The sequence below is a fragment of the Pseudomonas sp. F-14 TE3623 genome, from assembly GCF_053629015.1.
The window spans coordinates 2452023-2470696 of record NZ_JBRJHM010000001.1 but is presented as its reverse complement, the minus strand read 5'-3'; the positions used below and the strand labels follow the sequence as shown (position 1 = coordinate 2470696).

General features: G+C 60.1%; 20 protein-coding genes. 12 read left to right on the top strand and 8 right to left on the bottom strand.

The window, feature by feature from the left end; translation table 11 throughout:
- Positions 1–13 precede the first annotated feature (13 nt).
- On the bottom strand, positions 14–877 hold the full coding sequence (locus AB7M29_RS11215; RefSeq protein ID WP_052966750.1) for a PHP domain-containing protein: 864 nt from the start codon (positions 875–877) through the stop codon (positions 14–16).
- Positions 878–964: 87 nt separating this feature from the next.
- On the opposite strand from AB7M29_RS11215, the gene AB7M29_RS11210 reads away from it, so the two are divergent.
- From AB7M29_RS11210 to AB7M29_RS11185, 6 genes are all read left to right on the top strand, one after another.
- On the top strand, positions 965–1561 hold the full coding sequence (locus tag AB7M29_RS11210; RefSeq protein WP_008010987.1) for a septation protein A: 597 nt from the start codon (positions 965–967) through the stop codon (positions 1559–1561).
- A 1-nt stretch (position 1562) separates the two neighbouring features.
- The gene (locus AB7M29_RS11205; protein WP_008156126.1) at positions 1563–1862 is read left to right on the top strand and encodes a YciI family protein; all 300 of its coding nucleotides are present in this window, start codon (positions 1563–1565) and stop codon (positions 1860–1862) included.
- Between the two features lie 110 nt (positions 1863–1972).
- On the top strand, positions 1973–2386 hold the full coding sequence (locus AB7M29_RS11200; RefSeq protein WP_052966751.1) for a translation initiation factor 2: 414 nt from the start codon (positions 1973–1975) through the stop codon (positions 2384–2386).
- A 7-nt stretch (positions 2387–2393) separates the two neighbouring features.
- Entirely contained in the window at positions 2394–3071 is a 678-nt protein-coding gene (locus AB7M29_RS11195) for a response regulator transcription factor (protein WP_052966752.1), read from the top strand.
- A 267-nt stretch (positions 3072–3338) separates the two neighbouring features.
- Positions 3339–3788 (top strand): Spy/CpxP family protein refolding chaperone, encoded by a 450-nt coding sequence (locus AB7M29_RS11190; RefSeq protein WP_217858390.1) that lies wholly within the window; start codon positions 3339–3341, stop codon positions 3786–3788.
- Positions 3789–3963: 175 nt separating this feature from the next.
- Positions 3964–5304 carry a sensor histidine kinase gene (locus tag AB7M29_RS11185; RefSeq protein ID WP_454246856.1) on the top strand — a complete coding sequence of 447 codons (1341 nt, stop codon included), beginning with the start codon at positions 3964–3966 and terminating at the stop codon, positions 5302–5304.
- Between the two features lie 107 nt (positions 5305–5411).
- Here AB7M29_RS11185 and AB7M29_RS11180 read toward each other — a convergent pair whose 3' ends face one another.
- Positions 5412–5978 carry an NAD(P)H nitroreductase gene (locus tag AB7M29_RS11180; protein ID WP_454246855.1) on the bottom strand — a complete coding sequence of 189 codons (567 nt, stop codon included), beginning with the start codon at positions 5976–5978 and terminating at the stop codon, positions 5412–5414.
- A gap of 122 nt (positions 5979–6100) precedes the next feature.
- Here AB7M29_RS11180 and AB7M29_RS11175 point away from each other — a divergent pair, with 122 nt between their 5' ends.
- The gene (locus AB7M29_RS11175) at positions 6101–7555 is read left to right on the top strand and encodes a TrkH family potassium uptake protein (RefSeq protein WP_052966756.1); all 1455 of its coding nucleotides are present in this window, start codon (positions 6101–6103) and stop codon (positions 7553–7555) included.
- On the opposite strand, the gene AB7M29_RS11170 is transcribed toward AB7M29_RS11175, so the two are convergent.
- The gene (locus AB7M29_RS11170) at positions 7512–8573 is read right to left on the bottom strand and encodes an AraC family transcriptional regulator (RefSeq protein ID WP_448723368.1); all 1062 of its coding nucleotides are present in this window, start codon (positions 8571–8573) and stop codon (positions 7512–7514) included. The genes AB7M29_RS11175 and AB7M29_RS11170 overlap by 44 nt on opposite strands.
- 158 nt (positions 8574–8731) lie before the next feature.
- Between AB7M29_RS11170 and AB7M29_RS11165 the strand changes: the two genes are divergently transcribed.
- Positions 8732–9043, top strand: a complete 312-nt coding sequence (locus tag AB7M29_RS11165; protein ID WP_052966758.1) for a DUF962 domain-containing protein — start codon at positions 8732–8734, stop codon at positions 9041–9043.
- A gap of 99 nt (positions 9044–9142) precedes the next feature.
- Positions 9143–9733, top strand: coding sequence for an HD domain-containing protein (locus tag AB7M29_RS11160; protein WP_454246854.1), 591 nt, complete (start codon positions 9143–9145; stop codon positions 9731–9733).
- Between the two features lie 153 nt (positions 9734–9886).
- Here the strand turns inward: AB7M29_RS11160 and AB7M29_RS11155 are convergent, their stop codons facing one another.
- Positions 9887–10702 carry a UDP-2,3-diacylglucosamine diphosphatase gene (locus AB7M29_RS11155; protein WP_217858394.1) on the bottom strand — a complete coding sequence of 272 codons (816 nt, stop codon included), beginning with the start codon at positions 10700–10702 and terminating at the stop codon, positions 9887–9889.
- A 136-nt stretch (positions 10703–10838) separates the two neighbouring features.
- Here AB7M29_RS11155 and AB7M29_RS11150 point away from each other — a divergent pair, with 136 nt between their 5' ends.
- The gene (locus AB7M29_RS11150; protein ID WP_123720652.1) at positions 10839–11597 is read left to right on the top strand and encodes a helix-turn-helix transcriptional regulator; all 759 of its coding nucleotides are present in this window, start codon (positions 10839–10841) and stop codon (positions 11595–11597) included.
- A gap of 170 nt (positions 11598–11767) precedes the next feature.
- The gene (locus tag AB7M29_RS11145) at positions 11768–12661 is read left to right on the top strand and encodes a DMT family transporter (protein ID WP_454246853.1); all 894 of its coding nucleotides are present in this window, start codon (positions 11768–11770) and stop codon (positions 12659–12661) included.
- Here AB7M29_RS11145 and AB7M29_RS11140 read toward each other — a convergent pair.
- The 4 genes from AB7M29_RS11140 to recQ all read right to left on the bottom strand — a co-directional run bounded on the left by AB7M29_RS11140 (position 12655) and on the right by recQ (position 17676).
- Positions 12655–12942, bottom strand: coding sequence for a SelT/SelW/SelH family protein (locus tag AB7M29_RS11140; protein WP_217858396.1), 288 nt, complete (start codon positions 12940–12942; stop codon positions 12655–12657). The two genes, AB7M29_RS11145 and AB7M29_RS11140, sit on opposite strands and share 7 nt — an antisense overlap.
- Positions 12943–13049: 107 nt before the next feature.
- On the bottom strand, positions 13050–14867 hold the full coding sequence (locus AB7M29_RS11135) for a FimV/HubP family polar landmark protein (RefSeq protein ID WP_454246852.1): 1818 nt from the start codon (positions 14865–14867) through the stop codon (positions 13050–13052).
- 128 nt (positions 14868–14995) lie between these two features.
- On the bottom strand, positions 14996–15430 hold the full coding sequence (locus AB7M29_RS11130; RefSeq protein WP_007895007.1) for a MarR family transcriptional regulator: 435 nt from the start codon (positions 15428–15430) through the stop codon (positions 14996–14998).
- 119 nt (positions 15431–15549) lie between these two features.
- Complete coding sequence (gene recQ, locus AB7M29_RS11125; RefSeq protein ID WP_008010974.1) at positions 15550–17676, bottom strand: DNA helicase RecQ; 2127 nt, start codon at positions 17674–17676, stop codon at positions 15550–15552.
- Between the two features lie 400 nt (positions 17677–18076).
- On the opposite strand from recQ, the gene AB7M29_RS11120 reads away from it, so the two are divergent.
- Complete coding sequence (locus AB7M29_RS11120) at positions 18077–18664, top strand: UPF0149 family protein (protein ID WP_038979493.1); 588 nt, start codon at positions 18077–18079, stop codon at positions 18662–18664.
- Positions 18665–18674 lie beyond the last annotated feature (10 nt).

Sequence of the window (18674 nt, the reverse complement as noted above, 5' to 3'; positions counted from 1 at the left end):
ATTCTCTACCTGTTCAGACGGCGGCAATAATTGGGTCATGTTTGAATCGACACCACAGTGGTGGCAGATCCTCCGGGAGCGGGCGGTATTCACCGATCTCGGACCAGCCTCCAGGGCCATGAAAATCACTGCCGGCGCTGACCAGCAGACCAAACTCGCGGGCTAGAATCGCCAAACTGCCCACCTGTTCGGCGGGTTGATGGCCATTGACCACTTCTATCGCGTGGCCCCCTGCTTGAATATAGTCGGCAATCAGGCGACGACGCTTGCTGCGAGTGAAATCGTAGTGCCAGGGATGCGCCAGGCTGACCCAGGCACCCGCGGCGCGCAGGGTTTCGACGGTGTCTTCCAGGGTCGGCCAGTGTTGTTTGACGTCCCCCAGTTTGCCGGCGCCCAGCCATTTGCGGAACGCTTCGGCGCGATCCTTGACGAAACCTTCGCGCACCATCCAGTCGGCAAAATGCGGACGGGCCGGCGCATTACCGCTGTCGCCCAACTCCTGTTGAATGGCCCGGGCGCCGTCAAGCGCCCCCGGCATGCCTTTCAACGCCAACTTGCGGCTTATTTCTTCGGACCGTAGCCAGCGGCCATCGTGCAATTTCGCGATGGCCTCGACCAACGGCGGCGCATTGACGTCGAACCCGTAGCCCAAAACGTGAATGGTCGCCCCGCCCCAGGTGCAGGACAATTCGACGCCATTGACCAGTTGCATCCCCAGCGCCGTCGCGGCGCTACGGGCCTCGTCGAGGCCTTCAAGGGTGTCGTGATCGGTCAAGGCCAGGACTCGCACGCCTTTCTCGAACGCACGCGCAACCAGTACCGCAGGCGCGAGGGCGCCATCGGAAGCCGTGCTATGGCAGTGCAAATCAACATTCACAGGACTGTGTAACCTCAAATCAGCTGACGCTATCGCGCGTCAATATGTTTGTTATTATGCCGCCACATCCTGCTTCTGGCTGCCACTGTGAAACAATTCATCGACTTCATCCCGCTCCTGCTGTTTTTCATCGTCTTCAAAATCGATCCACGGATCGTCGACATCGGCGGTTATCAACTGTCTGTCGGTGGTATTTACAGCGCCACCGCAGTGCTGATCATCAGCTCCCTGGTGGTTTACGGCACGCTGTTCATCAAGCAGCGCAAGCTGGAGAAGAGCCAGTGGCTGACCCTCATCGCCTGCCTGGTCTTCGGTAGCCTGACCCTGGCGTTCCACAGCGAGACCTTCCTGAAATGGAAAGCCCCGGTGGTCAACTGGCTGTTCGCCCTCGGGTTCATCGGCAGCCACTTCATCGGTGACCAGCTGCTGATCAAACGCATCATGGGCCACGCGCTGACCCTGCCGGAGCCGGTCTGGACCCGTCTGAACATCGCCTGGATCGGGTTTTTCCTGTTTTGCGGCGCCGCCAACCTGTTCGTTGCGTTCACCTTCCAGAGCTACTGGGTCGACTTCAAAGTCTTCGGCAGCCTGGGCATGACGTTGCTGTTCCTGGTCGCCCAGGGCATTTACCTGTCCCGCCACCTGCACGATGCCGACACCACAACGCCAAAAACCGAGGACTGACATGCTTTACGCAATCATTGCCACAGACGTCGCCAACTCCCTGGAAGCCCGCCTGGCCGCACGGCCTGCGCACCTTGAGCGCCTGCAAGTGCTGAAAGGCGAAGGTCGTATCGTACTGGCCGGCCCGCACCCGGCGGTCGACAGCAATGATCCGGGCGCTGCGGGTTTCACCGGCAGCCTGATCGTCGCCGAATTCGATTCGCTGAGCGCCGCACAGGCCTGGGCCGATGCCGATCCGTACATTGCCGCAGGCGTCTACGCCAACGTTTCGGTCAAGCCGTTCAAGCAAGTCCTCCCGTAAAGTTCTCCCGCGCGATGAGTCTTGTCGGTTCATCGCGCGTTCAATCGCTCATTATTCTCGTTTACCGGCCGACAACCTGCCCAATACTCGTATTGGAATCAGGAGTTGCGATGCGCAAAGGTCCGTTGTGTCTGATGTTGGTGACGTTGTCGATCATGGCGCCCGCCCATGGTGAAGAAAGTGCCAATGGCGGTAGTTCGACGCCGCTGTCCTTGAGCGCCGGCAGCCAGATCACCGAGTTGCAGCAGCGCTTGAAGGCAAGCGAACAGCAACGAGAAGAATTGAGCAAACAACTGCAAAATACCAATAGCGAACGCGAAAGCGCCCAGCTGAGCCGGTTGCGCCAAGAGAATCAGCGCCTGAAGCTGCAACTCAAGGAAGCCCAGGCCAGCAGCCCGCTTCCACGCCTGCTGACAGATCAGCAGCAATGGTTCGTTATCGGTGCCGCAGTAGCGCTATCGGCCCTGCTCTGCGGTATCTTCGCCAGTGGTGCAACCAGAAAACGTCGGCAATGGCTAAATTGAGTGAGTCATGAGCGAGCTGTTATTAATTGATGATGACCAGGAGCTGTGTGAGCTCCTGAGTAGTTGGCTGAGCCAGGAAGGCTTTCAGGTCCGCGCCTGCCACGACGGCCAGAGTGCTCGTCGCGCACTGGCTGAAACGTCCCCCGCGGCCGTGGTGCTGGACGTGATGCTGCCGGATGGCAGCGGCCTGGAACTGCTCAAGCAACTGCGCAGTAACCACCCGGATTTGCCGGTGCTGATGCTTTCGGCCCGTGGCGAACCGCTGGACCGTATCCTCGGCCTGGAACTCGGTGCCGATGATTACCTGGCCAAACCGTGCGATCCGCGGGAACTGACAGCCCGCCTGCGCGCGGTGTTGCGTCGCAGTCATCCGACGGCAGTCTCCAGCCAGCTCGAATTGGGCGACTTGTGCTTCAGCCCGGTGCGTGGCGTGGTCAGCATCGATGAACAGGAGTTCACCCTCACCGTCTCCGAAAGCCGTCTGCTCGAAGCCCTGCTCAAGCAGCCCGGTGAACCGCTGGATAAACAGGAACTGGCGCAAATCGCCCTCGGTCGCAAACTGACCCTGTACGACCGCAGCCTGGACATGCATGTAAGCAACCTGCGCAAAAAAATCGGCCCGCACCCCGACGGCCGCCCACGCATCGTTGCCCTGCGCAGTCGCGGTTACTACTACAGCCTCTGAATCCGAACGCGATGCGACCTGCGACCACCTCCGTAGGAGCTGCCGCAGGCTGCGATCTTTTGATCTTGATCTTGGTCGGTAAAAGCAAAATCAAAAGATCGCGGCCTGCGGCAGCTCCTGCGCCAGACCGTGGTGCATCGTGGAATTGTCAGGAAGGTAGAAAATCGTCTTTACCCAAGCTTTACGCTCCGCTGACCGCCGCTGACCTTGATCTCCGTAATCTGCACACATCCGGAACGTACCGGGAACGAGACAAGGAGATACACCATGCGCAAGACTCTTATCGCTCTGATGTTTGCTGCCGCCCTGCCGACCGTTGCCATGGCCATGCCTGAAGGCGCAGGTCCGATGGGTGACCACATGGACGGCTCACGCCACGGCGGTCAGATGCACGGCATGCACGGTAAAGGCCCTTACAGCCAACTGGACCTGAGCCGCGAACAGCGCGAGCAAATCCGCAAGATCATGGGCGAGCAGATGCATGAGCGTCAGCAATTGGTCGACAAGTACCTGGAAAAACTCTCGCCAGCCGATCAGAAAGCCCTGAAGGACGAGATGGCGAGCAAGCACAAGAAAGCCGAAACCGACGTTCGCGCACTGCTGAAACCGGATCAACAGAAGCAATTCGACGAGATCCAGAAGAAAAAGGCTGAACGTCGCGCCGAATGGGCCGAGTTCAAGGCCTGGAAAGCGCAGCAAGCGCAAAAAGCGCAATAATGCGCTAACCCTGGACCCAACGGCTAAACCCCGTTGGGTCTGTTGCCACTCAATTTAATGTGGGAGCGGGCTTGCTCGCGAAGGCGGTGTGCCAGACAGCGCTACAGTCGCCTGACACGCCGCCTTCGCGAGCAAGCCCTCTCCCATATGGATTTGCGCTAGTTGAGGATTTTCTGTGCGCTCATTGTTCTGGCGTATCCTGGCCAGCTTCTGGCTGGCCATTGCTCTGGTTGCAGGGCTTTCCATTCTGCTCGGGCACATGCTCAACCAGGACGCGTGGATTCTCAGTCGCCACCCGGGCCTCAACACCCTGGCCGAACAGTGGACACAAACCTACGAAAGCCAAGGTGAAGAAGCCGCCCAGGACATTCTGGAACAGCGCAAGCGTCAGTATCACATCAACGTTCAAGTGCTCAACGAGGCAGGTGACCCGGTGGTCCGCGGCACCTTCCCTCGGCGAGCGGCGGCCTTCGAGGCACGGCAGAACAATGACGATCGGCGCCTGCCATGGCGGCGTCTGACCGATGAATACACCAGCGCCAAGACAGGCGACACCTACCTGCTGATCTACCGCGTTCCGCACCCGGAACTGGATGCCTGGCACCGCGAAAGCCTGCTTTGGCCGTTGAGTGCGCTGGGCATCGCGCTGGTGGTGTTGACTCTGTTCAGCTTGCTGGTGACCTTTTCCATCACCCGGCCACTGAGCCGTTTACGAAGCGCCGTGCATGACTTGGGGCAGACAACGTATCAACAGAACAGCTTGGCGCAACTAGCCAACCGCCGCGATGAATTCGGCGTGCTGGCCAACGACTTCAACCGCATGGGCGCACGCCTGCAAAGCCTGATCGGCAGCCAGCGACAACTGCTGCGGGACGTGTCTCACGAATTACGCTCACCCTTGGCCCGACTGCGCATTGCCTTGGCGCTGGCCGAGCGGGCCAATCCTGAGGAGCGGGAAAAACTCTGGCCACGCCTGACCCGTGAATGCGATCGCCTGGAAGCGCTGATCAGCGAAATCCTGATACTGGCGCGCGTCGATGCCGACAACGCCAGTGCTGAAGAAGTGGATCTCAACGCGCTGCTCAATACCCTGCAAAAAGACGCTCAGTTGGGTTCGCCCGAGCAGAGCGTGCGCCTTGAGGCCGAGCCGCAACTGAACCTCAAAGGCTGGCCGACCATGATCGAGCGCGCCGTGGACAACCTGCTGCGCAATGCCCAGCGCTTTAACCCGGTCGGGCAACCGATCGAAATGCAGGCGTTGCGTCAGGGCGACAGGATTGTGGTCAGCGTGCGCGACCACGGCCCCGGCGTAGAGGCCGAGCATTTGAATCAGCTGGCTGAACCCTTCTATCGGGCGCCGGGACAAACAGCGGCCGGGCATGGCCTGGGCCTGGCCATCGCGCGCCGTGCGGCGGAACGGCATGGCGGCAGTCTGGTGCTGGCCAATCATCCGGAGGGCGGGTTTATTGCCAGCCTGGAATTGCCATTGGTGCCGGGGGCGGTGGTTCAACCCTGAACCCTGTGGGAGCGGGCTTGCCCGCGATGGCGGCGGCACATTCAACATCTCAGTGCCTGACACTCCGCTATCGCGGGCAAGCCCGCTCCCACAGGGGAATCGTTTCCTTAGTTACTACCTGTCCAGGCGCTAACGAACTCGGTCAAATCAACCTTCTCCGCCACCCGCGGTTCTTTCTGCGGCGTGCCAAGGTAAAGAAACGCAATCACCTCTTCCCCTTCCGCCAACCCCAAACCTTTAGCCACATGCGCCGAATAAGCCAGCTCACCGGTGCGCCACACCGCGCCAATGCCCTGCGCATAGGCCGCCAGCAAAATCCCGTGAGCTGCACAGCCTGCCGCCAATAGTTGCTCGGACTTGGGATACTTGTCGTGCTCCTGCAAACGCGCAATCACCACAACCACCAGCGGTGCACGCAACGGACCGTTGCGCGCCTTGTCCAGCAAGGCTTCGGACACATCACTGTCTTGCAGCTTCGCCGCTTCGGCCAGCAACTCGCCCATTTGCTCGCGCGCCGCGCCTTCGACTGTCAGGAAGCGCCAAGGCTGCAAGTGGCCATGGTCTGGCGCGCGCATCGCGGCGGCAAACAACACTTCCCGTTGCTCGGCAGTGGGCGCCGGATCGAGCAGTCGTGGGACGGAAACACGGTTGAGCAAAGCGTCGAGAGCCTGCATCGGCCACCTCCTGTAGAAAATGTTTGGCTATTCTAGCGTCAACTGTCGTGACGGCGTCGGTTTACATGCCCTGCCTCGCAGGTAGAATGGCGCCCTTCCTACTATCAGCCCGAGCGGACTTCATGGCGTTGCCGACCTTACGGATCATTGGTTTCATCATCGGCATCTTCCTGATCACGCTGGCCATCGCCATGGTCGTGCCCATGGCCACCCTGGTGATCTTCGAGCGCACCAGCGACCTGCCGTCGTTCCTCTGGGCGAGCATGATCACCTTTGTCGCCGGTCTGGCCCTGGTGATACCGGGGCGCCCCGAGCACATCCATCTGCGCCCGCGAGACATGTACCTGCTGACCGTCAGCAGCTGGCTGGTGGTGTGCATTTTCGCCGCTCTGCCGTTCCTGCTGACCCAGCACATCAGCTACACCGACTCGTTCTTCGAAAGCATGTCCGGCATCACCGCCACCGGTGCGACGGTGCTCAATGGCCTGGACAACATGTCTCCCGGCATCCTGATGTGGCGTTCATTGCTGCACTGGATCGGTGGCATCGGCTTTATCGGCATGGCGGTAGCGATTTTGCCATTGCTGCGCATCGGTGGCATGCGGCTGTTTCAGACCGAGTCGTCGGACCGTTCCGAAAAGGTCATGCCCCGTTCGCACATGGTGGCGCGTTTGATCGTTGCGGCCTACGTCGGCATCACCATTCTCGGCAGCCTGGCGTTCTGGTGGGCTGGAATGAGCCCGTTTGATGCCATCAATCACGCGATGTCGGCGATTTCCACCGGCGGTTTCTCCACCTCCGACCAGTCCCTCGCCAAGTGGCCGGAACCTGCGGTGCATTGGGTCGCCGTCGTCATCATGATTCTCGGTGCCCTACCGTTCACCCTGTACGTAGCGACCCTGCGCGGTAACCGTCGGGCCTTGATCAAGGATGAACAGGTTCAAGGCCTGCTTGGCATGTTGCTGGTGACCTGGCTGGTGCTAGGCACCTGGTACTGGTGGACTACTCAGCTGCATTGGCTGGAAGCCTTGCGGCATGTGGCGCTGAACGTGACGTCGGTAGTGACCACCACCGGTTTTGCACTGGGGGACTACAGCCTGTGGGGCAACTTCTCACTGATGCTGTTCTTTTATCTGGGGTTTGTTGGCGGCTGCTCGGGTTCGACCGCTGGCGGGATCAAGATTTTCCGTTTTCAGGTTGCCTACATTCTGCTCAAGGCCAACCTTAACCAGTTGATTCACCCGCGCGCGGTGATCAAGCAGAAATACAACGGCCACCGTCTCGACGAAGAGATCGTGCGCTCGATCCTGACCTTTTCGTTTTTCTTCGCCATCACCATTTGCGTCATCGCGCTGCTGCTGTCGCTACTGGGCGTGGACTGGATGACCGCGCTTACCGGCGCGGCCGCCACGGTGTCTGGCGTAGGCCCGGGGCTTGGCGAAACGATTGGCCCGGCGGGTAACTTCGCCAGCCTGCCGGATGCCGCGAAGTGGATTCTCTCATTCGGCATGCTGCTGGGCCGGCTGGAGATCATTACGGTGTTTGTTCTGTGTATCCCGGCGTTCTGGCGTCACTGATCGGCAGGGGCGTTTCCATCAGCCGCGTCCGGTATTCGCCGGGGGTGGAATCGAACCAGCGTCGGAAGGCGCGGAAGAAGTTGCTCGGATCGGCAAACCCCAGCAGGTAGGCAATTTCCAGCAGAGTCATGTTCGGTTGCGCCAGGTATTGCTCGGCCAGTTCACGTCGGGTGTCATCCAGCAACGTCTGAAAACTCGTGCCCTCTTCCTGCAAGCGACGCTGCAAGGTGCGTTGCGACAAGTGCAGCGTCTGGGCCACCGCATCGCGCTTGGGTTCGCCCTGGGGCAGCAGACGGCATAACACCTGCCGTGCCTTGTGGGTCACGCGGCTCTCGGAAAACCGCGCCAGATACTCGCCGGCAAACCGGTCGTGGAGCCGCGCCATGGCCTCGTTGGCGGTGGGCAGCGGTGCCTCCATGTCGGCGCGCTCGAAGATCAAGGCGTCATAAGGTGCGTTGAACATCAACGGGGCGTGGAAGGCTTGTTTATAGGGTTCAAGATCAACGGGGTCATCGCCTTGCAGCAAGACCTTGCGCGGCTGGAGCGCGCGGCCGGTCAGCCAGCCGCAAAGTGCCAGGGCGCAGGCCATTGATGCTTCGGCACTCTGTCGGGTCGGCGGCAGGTGATCGCCATGGACCGTCAGAATCAGCGCATAACCCTCATCCAGCAATCGGAAACTCAAGTCGGCACTTTCGGCGATGATTCGCTGATAACGCACCAGACGTTGAAAGCCTTCGGCCAGGGTCTGACTGGACATCAAGGCATAACCGGCGACATGGAAGGACGCCGGTCGCACCACCTTGCCCATGTTCAGGCCGATCGCCGGGTTGCCGGACAGCTCGACCGCGCGCTGCCAGAGCCGCGTCATGGAATCTTGCGGGAAGCGCGCATCCGGATCATCCAGTGCTGCATAGTCGAGCCCTAGCTGCTTGAACAGAACCCGGCAATCCAGGCCGTCCATTTCCAGTGCTTTGACAATCCCCATCGCCCAGCTTGCAGAAGTCGTTCGTTCGCTCATGGCGTTTTCTACGTGATGGCCGCATGCCACGACCCAAGACCCAAGGATAGTAAAGTGGCGCCTATTGTCACTGGCTGATACCAATGATCACTCTAGACTTAAATAAGCTACCCGCAGAACAACTTGTCGCGTGAACAGCCACCACAGAGATCGCAGTCGTGGAAAACATCAAACGCTTCAACAATTTCGCTGAGTTTTACCCGTATTACCTCAGCGAACATCGCAACAGCACCTGTCGACGATTGCACTTTGTCGGCACCTCCTTGGTTATTTTCATTCTGGCGCTGACCATCGGCAACGGCGCGTGGTGGATGTTGCTGGCCCTGCCGCTGGCCGGTTACAGCTTCGCCTGGGTCGGGCATTTCTTCTTCGAGAAGAATCGTCCTGCCACCTTTCAGCATCCTCTTTACAGCCTGCTCGGCGACTTCGTCATGTACCGCGACATGATTCTGGGTCGCGTGGCGTTCTAGGCTCCATTGGCCACAAAAGCGTTTTGAGCAGCCAATGCAGCCTTGGATCCAAGTCCTACACTCAATACATCCCTTTCGATCAGAACAAGAGGATAGCCGATGAATGTCCATGCCCGTTTTACCCATATGCAGGACGGGACGCAGGAAGAGTGGGCGATCATCGCCGCAGATTTCAGCGCCTATGCCCGGCAATTGCCCAAACGGATCGTGGCGCACCTGAAGTTACTGGAGGGGGATTTTGGCGGTTTCCCGGTGGATCGCCTGACCCACTCCCTGCAAACCGCCAGCCGCGCCTGGCGCGATGGTCGCGACGAAGAATACGTGGTCTGCGCCCTGCTCCATGACATCGGCGACACACTGGGCTCCTACAATCACCCGGACATCGCGGCGGCGATCCTCAAGCCGTTCGTCAGCGCCGAGAACTTGTGGATGGTGGAGAAGCACGGGATTTTCCAGGGGTATTACTTCTTTCATCACCTGGGCATGGACCGGCATTTGCGCGAGCAATTCAGCGGTCATCCGCAGTATCAGGCGACCATCGAATTTTGCGCCCGGTACGATGCGGCGGCGTTTGATCCAGCGTACGACACGCTGCCGCTGAGCTTCTTCGAACCAATGGTGGAACGGCTGTTTGCGCAGCCGAAGAATTCGATTTACAAGGCGGCGATGGAAGAGCACGCGCCGGCCTGATGAATGTCGGGGACCGCTGCGCGGTCCATTCGCGAGCAAGCCCGCTCCCACATTGGATCGTCGGTGGTCACAAATATTGTGTTCACCGACGATCCAATGTGGGAGCGGGCTTGCTCGCGAAGAGGCCCGACCAGACACTCCATTTCTCGCAGGTTATACCGGCTCCACGACCTTAACCGCCTTCAACTCGGCCTCCCGCGCTTGGGCATCGGCCAACCGATACAACTCGATCGACCCATCCCAATGCTCGATCAGCGCCGTGCACGACTCCACCCAATCCCCGCAATTGAGGTAATCCACCTCGCCGACCTTACGAATCTCGGCATGGTGAATGTGCCCGCACACCACCCCGTGCAGCTCGCGTTTGACGCATTCGTGGGCGATGGCTTCTTCAAAGTCGCTGATGAAACTGACGGCGGTCTTGACCTTGTGTTTGAGGTACGCCGACAGCGACCAGTAGCCGTAGCCATAACGGGCACGCCAATGGTTGAGCCAGCGGTTGAGCGTCAGGGTGAATTCGTAGGCCGAATCGCCGAGAAACGCCAGCCAGCGGTGGTAGCGGGTGATCACGTCGAACTGGTCGCCATGAATCACCAACAGATGACGGCCATCGGCGGTCACGTGCACGGCTTCGTCCACCAACTGAATATTGCCCAAAATCAGCTTCGAATAACGGCGCAGGAATTCGTCATGGTTGCCGGTGACGTAGATCACTTCTGTGCCGCGCTTGCTCATGGTCAGCAGGCGACGGATTACATTGGTGTGCGCCTGGGGCCAATACATGCCGCTGCGCAGTTTCCAGCCGTCGATGATGTCGCCGACCAGGTAGATCTTGTCGGTGTGATAGCCCTTGAGAAACTGCGACAGGTGTTCGGCCTGGCAGTCCCGGGTGCCCAAATGCACATCGGAAATCCACAAGGTCCGCACACGTTGCTTACGGCTGGGTTTGGCGAGCTCGGCGCTGGTCATGGGCAACCCTCAGGACAAGTTTTGGCAAGCTTGCGCCGGTCGGGTTAATTGCCCATGACAGTGGCAAGTCAGTCTTGTGACAGCGCGAGTCGGGCCGCACCCGGTGTAGACTGGCGACCTGCACAGGAGACCTGCGATGAGACCGATCCTCACGCTACGCCAGTACACCCACGACCTGATCGTCCACAGCCATGACCACGCGCAACTGGTGTTCGGGCTGTCGGGTGCGCTGGATTTCGAGGTCGACGGTCGTGGCAGTCAGGTGGTGCAACAGAGTTTCGTAGTCGTGCCGTCCGGTTTTCATCATGCCTGCGGCAGCGCCAACGGCAGTCGTTGCCTGGTGCTGGATGTGCCGAGCGACCAATGGGTTTCGCAGTCCCTTGGCGATCACGCCGAGGCCAGCCGCCGCATGCTCGACAACGCTGGGCGCCTGCCCCTGGACGCCGGGCAAAGCCAATTGGTCAGTTGGCTGGCGGGGAGTCAGGTCAGTGATCCGCTGATTGCGCAGCAAGGTGCAGTGCTGTTGCTGGCCAGTTTGAACAACGCCAAACCCGACAGTGTGGGCGGTCGGCGTCTGCCTTATGCGGCGCTGAATGCGCACATCGATCAATACGCGGCCTATCCACTGCAAGTCGCCGATCTGGCGCGCATTGCCGGGCTGTCCAGTGCGCGATTGCACGCACGGTTCGTGGTGGAATGCGGGCAGACGCCGATGGACTACATTCGCAGTCGTCGGCTGCACATTGCCGTGAGCCTGTTACGCGATTCGGCGTTGCCCATTGGCGAAATCGCCTGTCGGGTCGGTTACAGCTCGCAGAGTGCGTTCGCCGCGGCCGTGTTGCGCGAGTTCGGTGCCTCACCCGGTAAATTGCGCCGCGAGGCTGGCGACAAATGACGCGAGTCTGGCGACAGACATAATCGGCTCAGCACGATTCAATGTAGGAGCTGGCGAAGGCTGCGATCTTTTGACCTTGTTTTTGGAGATCAAGATCAAAAGATCGTCCGAACGCGGCCCGAGCCTTCGGCAGCTCCTACACATTTGTTCGTTTGTCGTTAAGGATTGCAATGACTCCCCGTACCGCCCTTGGCGCTCTGCATATCGGTGCACTGATGTTCGGCCTGACTGGCGTATTCGGCAAACTCGCCGCTGCCTCGCCGGCCATCATCGTGTTCGGCCGTGCCGCGTTTGCCGTCCTCGCCCTGACGTTTTTCGCACGGTTCGCCAGCAATACCCGTTGGCAGAAACTCGATGCAGTGGACCTGCGCCGCCTGCTGCTCAGCGGTTTGCTGCTGACCGGGCACTGGGTGAGTTTTTTCATCGCGGTGAAGGTGGCCGGGGTGGCGATCGCGACCCTGGGTTTTGCCAGTTTCCCGGCGTTTACCGTGGTCCTCGAAGGACTGATCTTCCGCGAGCGCATCCGCGCCAATGAAATCCTGCTGGTGGTGCTGGTCAGTATTGGACTGGTACTGGTCACGCCGGATTTCGATCTGGCCAGCGGCGCCACCACTGGCCTGTTGTGGGCGGTGGCTTCCGGCTTGCTGTTCGCCCTGCTGTCTCTGACCAACCGCGCCAGCACCGGACGAATTCCGCCGGTGCAGGCAGCACTGTGTCAGAACGTGGTGGTTGCGATCTGCCTGCTGCCGGTGGCGGTGCCGCAGTTGAGCGAAGTGCGCGCCATCGACTGGCTGTGGATCGGACTGCTCGGGGTGTTCTGCACCGGCGTCGCCCACAGCCTGTTCGTCGCCAGCCTGGCGGTGATCAAAGCCCGGACTGCGTCAGTGGTGTTTGCTCTGGAGCCGGTTTACGGCATCACTCTGGCTTGGCTGTTGTTTGATGAAAACCCGACCCTGCGCATGTTGATCGGCGGTGCACTGATTATCGTGGCTATCGTGGTCTCGAGCCGGTTGTCCGGCAGTTCAAGCAAGAACGCCGTGGCGGCAGAAGCCGCGTCTCACTGAGTGCGGTCGTTGTGGCCCAGGTCGCGGTCCGGATCGATCTGATCGCGGACCCGCTGCTTGAGCACCTTGGCCTCGGGAAAACCACCATCGGCCTTGCGCTCCCAAAGCTGCACATCGTCACAGAAAATGTGAAAAACCCCACCGGTGCCGGGCACCAGGGACACTTTGCCCAAGTCATCGCCGAAGGTGCTGAGCAGTTCCTGGGCCAGCCACGCGGCGCGCAACAGCCATTGGCATTGCGTGCAATAGGTGATGACGATTTCCGGTTTACATGCGGTCATGATTGGCAAAGTTCCTGAGCCTGAGGGGCAATAGCGGTAAAGTGCGCTTCAGCGTCGGTGTTAATGATGCGGACGAACAGGCGGTTTCACAGGAGCGAGGCCAGGTGTTATCGAATACCGGCCAACAGCGTCCGGGCCGTCTCCTTGAGCGGTTCATCGCCTTCCTTGAGTAGCTCGTTAAGCAACTCGATGGCGCTGTCCAGATCGCCGTCGTCGATGCAGGTCTGGGCCTGTTCAAGTTTACCCGCACTGCTAGGCCCCGCCGGTTCAAGATCCATCAATTCAGCACTGAGCGGCTCAAGCTCCAGTGGCTGGCCGGGATCGCTGAACTCGTTGAGAAAGGCCTCGTCCAGAGACTGAGCGTCAGGTTCGGCGATCCACTCAAGCTCGGGCTCGTCCAGCGTCGGCTCCTCGGGCATTTCGAAGACATCGGGCAACACATGCAGATTCGAAGTGAACCCGGAGTCGTCTACCTGCTCTGACTCATTCGACGGTTTAGCGCTGGATGATGAGTTTTCGAAGGGACTGATCAGGTCCCAATTCGAATCCATCGACAGGTCATCGAGGTTCAACTGGAACTCATCGCTCGGTGCCGCTTCAGGGATTGCAAGCGTGGGAGGAACCACTGCCACGGCGGCGACCACCGGTGCGGCGCTGATCAGTTTCGGATGGCGGGCGCGGATGTCCTGAAGTTGCTGTGCATCGAACCCGGCGTCGCGCAGGCTACTTTCCTGCGCGTCATAAGCTTGCACATCACCCTGTTTACCGAGGACTTCCAACAACTGCACAGCCAGATCGGTGCGCTGGGGTTCCCTGACCAACGCATCTCGCAACAAACCGGCTGCCTCGGACAAACGGCCATACGCCAGGTAGATGCCTACCCCTTCCAGCACGTCGCCTGCGGGAATCTCTTCGGCCGCTCCGGCTAGCGGTTGCGGCCGGGGCGCCGGACTGGCCGGTTCTGTTGCGCGGCTGAGCACCGGTTCATGACGCGACGGCAGCACGGGTAACGGCTCGGACTGGACCTGATCCTGATCCTGCTCCTGCTGTCGTTGACGGCGAATGAATACACCAAGCAACGCCAACGCCACCACCGCCAGCAACCCGATGATCAGCAGCCACGGAGTCGGTTCAGACTCCTCTACGACAACGGGCACCGGTGCCGTCACCTGGGGAGCGACCGGCTCTACCGATGCCTGTTTGACTTCCGCCAATTGGGTTTGCAGCTCGATCACCTGCTTTTTCTGGCCGGCGATCTGCTCGTCCTGAGCCTGAAGCTTCGCATTGAGTTCATCGATGGTTTTTTGCAACTGTTGGTTCTGCAGCACGCTCGCGGCCAGTTGTTCGGCAACAGCATCATTCGCGGGCGCAGCAGCTGGTTTTTCGACATCAGGCTTGGGCGTCGTCGCCTTCGCAGCAGGTGGCGGTGCAACAGCCGGTTCGACGGACGGGAACGCGGAAGACTGAGGGCGCGGCGCGGGGTCGTCGTTGACGGGAACAATGCCCGGCGAACCCGGCGGATCGATCAGCACTGTGTACTCGCGCAGCAAACGCCCGTTGGGCTGATTGAGCTGAACCAGAAAATTCAGGAAGGGCTCCTTGACCGGTTTGCTGGAAGTTACCCGGATCAAGCTGCGGTTGCCCCGCAGGATCGGAGTGAACTTCAGGTCGTTGAGGAAGAACACCCGTTCGACGCCAGCGCGACTGAACTCGTCCGGCGTCGCCAGGCTGACCGATAGCTCGCCCTCTTCCAGACCACCGGCGTCCACCAGGGCGATGTCGGCATTGAACGGCTGATTCAACGCCGAATGCTGAGTGATCTCGCCCAACCCCAGCGCAGGGGCCAATGCCGAGTAAGTGACGGCACCACCGACCAGCAGCAGCCTGGTGCAACACCGCAATACAACGTGCCAACTCTCGAGCATGAGCATCCCTTAGATAACCAGAACCAACCTGTACGTATTCGCACATCCGGTACGAACACGATATTGCCTAGTAGTTCTTTATAGTCTGCCCAACGGGGTATCTCAAAAGTCCGGCGCGTGGTTGTGCCTCAAGATTTTTCCAGGTTGGCCAGGATGTGCCCGTGGACTCGCATGCAGACCTTCAAATCCGCCTCATCGACGCCTTCGAACAGTTCGTGGCGCAATTGAGTGGCAATGGTTTCAATTTGTTCGATCAAGGGCCGGGCCGGGGCACAGAGGACGATTTTTTTCGCCCGACGGTCTTCCAGCACGGATTGGCGCTGCACCAGCCCCTGACTTTCCAGGCTGTCAAGCAATCGAGCCAGGGTGGGCCCTTCGACGCCGACGCTTTGCGCCAGTTCGCGTTGGGTGGGGGCATCATCGAAACGCGCCAGATGCAGCAGCACCAGCCAGCGCGCCTGGGACAGACCCAGGCCAGCCAGTCGGCGGTCCAGTTCGGCACGCCAGCCCCGAGACATCTGGGCCAGTTGCATGCCAAAGCGGTGTTGATCGGTTAACGGCATAAAACACTCATGGTTAGACTGAAATAGAGAAAAACTAATTATTAGTCAGCTAAGCATGACCTTTGGCTATAGGCAAGGCTTGCTCTGTACTGAATCGTTACATCTGTGCCGCAGGTCATTCAGACTTCGAATTCCGACTGCAGGGCGGCACGAACGCAATACAAAACACCTTCCGGAACTCTCCCTGCGAACAGCGCGGCAATCTCCGACACCGGCGGCAGTTCGCCTTCGCCGTCGAGGAAAGCGTCCTGAACTTCGCCCATCAATTCTTCCGGCAGGTCCAGCGCCTGCTCAAGCGACAACTGCTGCTTGCCAATCGCCTCGGCGAGCATCGCGTAGACGTTCTTTTCCGAGCATTGCAGCTGACCGGCGATCTGCAACGGTGTCATGCCGGCCCGAGCCAGTGTGATCAGCTCGTGGCGCACATCGGCCACCACTTTCGGCGCCTCGACCTGACCGCCGAGCACTTCGAGGAAGGCCTCGCCGTAACGCTCCAGTTTGCGCGCACCAACGCCGCTGACCGTGGCCATTTCTGCCAGCGAGGTCGGCTGGCTGCGGAGCATTTCCAGCAGGGTCGAGTCGGGGAAGATGACGTACGGCGGCACGCCATGCTCTTCGGCCAGTTTGCGACGCAGGGCACGCAAGGCTTCCCACTGTTCGCGTTCTTCGCCGCGAACCAGTTGGCTGGCCTGGCTCTTGCTGCTTTTGGCGGTGGTTTGCGGCTTGAGGTCGCGGCGCAGTTCCAGGGTCACTTCGCCCTTGAGCAACGGCCGACAGGTGTCACTCAGCCGCAGCCCGCCGTAGCCTTCGAGGTCGATGTCGGCCAGACCACGGGCAACAAGCTGGCGGAACAAGGAGCGCCATTCGCTTTCCCCCATCGCTTTGCCTACACCGTATACCGACAAATGCTGATGACCGAAGCTGCGGACCTTTTCGTTGTCCTTGCCTAGCAATACGTCGACCAGATGACCGACGCCATAACGCTGACCGGTGCGGTAAATCGCCGACAGCGCCTGACGGGCCGGCTCGGTGGCATCCCAGGTCTGTACGCCGTCGACGCAGTTGTCGCAATGGCCGCAGGGCTCGGGCATGTCTTCGTCGAAGTACGCGAGCAGGGTCTGGCGGCGGCAGCGGGTTTCTTCGCAAAGCGAGAGCATGGCGTCGAGCTTGTGCTGCTCCAGACGCTTGTGGCGCTCGTCGCCTTCGGAGTTTTGCAGCATCTGCTTGAGCATCACCACGTCTTGCAGGCCGTACGCCATCCAGGCATCCGCCGGCAGGCCATCACGACCGCCGCGACCGGTTTCCTGGTAGTAGGCCTCAAGGGACTTCGGCAAATCGAGGTGCGCGACAAAACGTACGTTAGGCTTGTCGATGCCCATGCCGAACGCCACGGTGGCGACCATGATCAGCCCTTCTTCGTTGAGGAAGCGCTTCTGGTGATGGGCCCGCGTGTCGTTGGGCAGACCGGCGTGGTACGGCAGCGCCGGGAAACCCTGCTCGCTGAGGAACACCGCTACTTCATCAACCTTTTTGCGCGACAGGCAGTAAACGATACCCGCATCGCTGCGCCGCTCGGCGAGGAACGCCAGCAACTGCTTGCGCGGCTGTTCCTTGGGCACGATGCGATAAAAAATGTTGGGGCGGTCGAAACTCGAGAGAAAGCGCTCGGCATCCTGCAAATGCAGGCGATCGACGATTTCTTCGCGGGTGCGCTTGTCGGCCGTCGCGGTCAGGGCAATACGCGGGACGTTGGGGAACAATTCCGCCAACTGGCCCAACTGCAGGTATTCCCGACGGAAGTCATGACCCCATTGGGACACGCAATGCGCTTCGTCGATGGCGAACAGGGCGATTTCAAGGCTTTGCAAGAACGCCAGCATGCGCGGCTGAACCAGGCGCTCGGGCGCCAGGTAGAGCATTTTCACCTCGCCGCGCTTGATCCGCGCCGCCAGATCACGCTGTTGCTCAGCGCTCAGCGTGGAGTTCAACGCCGCCGCAGCGACGCCCAGCTCTTCGAGGGTGGCGACCTGATCGTCCATCAGCGCGATCAGCGGCGATACCACCACCGCCAGGCCTTCGCGCAGCAGTGCCGGCACCTGGAAGCACAAGGATTTGCCGCCACCGGTAGGCATCAGCACCAGGGCGTCGCCGCCACTGGCCACGCGCTCAATGATTGCACCCTGACGGCCACGGAAACTGTCGTAGCCGAAGATGTCCTTGAGGACGCGTTGAGCCTGTTCGAGCATAAAAACTCCAAAAATCACCGAAACATCCCTGCAAGGCTGGTTCAGAATCATGAAAGCTGCACCGACAAATCGTAAGTGCGCATTGCATGACGCTGCACATTTCAGCCGTGACGCCAGCAGGGCATCACAAAACGCGCGAGTATACCCGACGCCTGTCCGGCAAAGGGCGCCGCTGAGAAGACACATGAAAGCCAACTTGTGGGAGCGAGCCTGTTCGCGACAGCGGTGGGCCAGTCAATATTGTTATTGAATGTTATGTCGTTATCGCGAGCAGGCTGGCTCCCACAGGGAATGCTGTGTCCCGCATGCCTGCATAGGGGCAAATATGCCGAGCGGCTGGCCTGAGCGCTCAAGAAGGCCTAGAATTCCCGCATCGTATATTCCCCAAGGTAGCCCTTTAATGTCCTTCGCTGAGCAACTAACCCGCCTGCAAGTCTTCCTCGACGCCGACGAGCTGCATGACGAGGCGCTGGACTACGTGGCCGCCCACGGCTACCTCACCGCGCTGTCGATCTGTTCCGAAAGCGTTCCCGACCGTGAATGGATCGACGCACTCTTCGCCGAAGAGCCGCATTACGCCGACGACACCGAGCGTGAAGCGATCGAATCCACCCTGCTGTTGCTCAAGGCGCACATCGCCCGCCAACTGGCGTCCGACGAAGAGTTCGAGCTGCCGTGTGACCTGGACTTGGGCGAAGAGCCGGATGACTCCGACCTGCGCGGCTGGTGCATCGGTTTCATGGAAGGCGTATTCCTGCGCGAAGCCGCCTGGTTCGAAACCGCCGAAGACGAAGTCAGCGAAATGCTGCTGCCGATCATGGTCGGTTCCGGTCTGTTCGACGAACAGCCAGAGTTCGAAGACATCGCCAAAGACGCCAACCTGATGGACGACATGATCGTGCAGATCCCGGAAGCCCTGACCGCGCTGTACCTGCTGTGCCAGGCGCCAGACGAAAAACCGGCGATTCTCAAGCCACGTCACCACTAAGGTTTTGCCT

What these genes read in the sequence shown, in the direction of transcription:
- AB7M29_RS11205 (WP_008156126.1), top strand. Translation starts at nt 1,563, where the DNA reads ATGCTTTACGCAATCATTGCCACAGACGTCGCCAACTCCCTGGAAGCC.
- AB7M29_RS11200 (WP_052966751.1), top strand. Translation starts at nt 1,973, where the DNA reads ATGCGCAAAGGTCCGTTGTGTCTGATGTTGGTGACGTTGTCGATCATG.
- AB7M29_RS11195 (WP_052966752.1), top strand. Translation starts at nt 2,394, where the DNA reads ATGAGCGAGCTGTTATTAATTGATGATGACCAGGAGCTGTGTGAGCTC.
- AB7M29_RS11190 (WP_217858390.1), top strand. Translation starts at nt 3,339, where the DNA reads ATGCGCAAGACTCTTATCGCTCTGATGTTTGCTGCCGCCCTGCCGACC.
- AB7M29_RS11180 (WP_454246855.1), bottom strand. Translation starts at nt 5,978, where the DNA reads ATGCAGGCTCTCGACGCTTTGCTCAACCGTGTTTCCGTCCCACGACTG.
- AB7M29_RS11175 (WP_052966756.1), top strand. Translation starts at nt 6,101, where the DNA reads ATGGCGTTGCCGACCTTACGGATCATTGGTTTCATCATCGGCATCTTC.
- AB7M29_RS11170 (WP_448723368.1), bottom strand. Translation starts at nt 8,573, where the DNA reads ATGAGCGAACGAACGACTTCTGCAAGCTGGGCGATGGGGATTGTCAAA.
- AB7M29_RS11160 (WP_454246854.1), top strand. Translation starts at nt 9,143, where the DNA reads ATGAATGTCCATGCCCGTTTTACCCATATGCAGGACGGGACGCAGGAA.
- AB7M29_RS11155 (WP_217858394.1), bottom strand. Translation starts at nt 10,702, where the DNA reads ATGACCAGCGCCGAGCTCGCCAAACCCAGCCGTAAGCAACGTGTGCGG.
- AB7M29_RS11150 (WP_123720652.1), top strand. Translation starts at nt 10,839, where the DNA reads ATGAGACCGATCCTCACGCTACGCCAGTACACCCACGACCTGATCGTC.
- AB7M29_RS11145 (WP_454246853.1), top strand. Translation starts at nt 11,768, where the DNA reads ATGACTCCCCGTACCGCCCTTGGCGCTCTGCATATCGGTGCACTGATG.
- AB7M29_RS11140 (WP_217858396.1), bottom strand. Translation starts at nt 12,942, where the DNA reads ATGACCGCATGTAAACCGGAAATCGTCATCACCTATTGCACGCAATGC.
- AB7M29_RS11135 (WP_454246852.1), bottom strand. Translation starts at nt 14,867, where the DNA reads ATGCTCGAGAGTTGGCACGTTGTATTGCGGTGTTGCACCAGGCTGCTG.
- AB7M29_RS11130 (WP_007895007.1), bottom strand. Translation starts at nt 15,430, where the DNA reads ATGCCGTTAACCGATCAACACCGCTTTGGCATGCAACTGGCCCAGATG.
- recQ (WP_008010974.1), bottom strand. Translation starts at nt 17,676, where the DNA reads ATGCTCGAACAGGCTCAACGCGTCCTCAAGGACATCTTCGGCTACGAC.
- AB7M29_RS11120 (WP_038979493.1), top strand. Translation starts at nt 18,077, where the DNA reads ATGTCCTTCGCTGAGCAACTAACCCGCCTGCAAGTCTTCCTCGACGCC.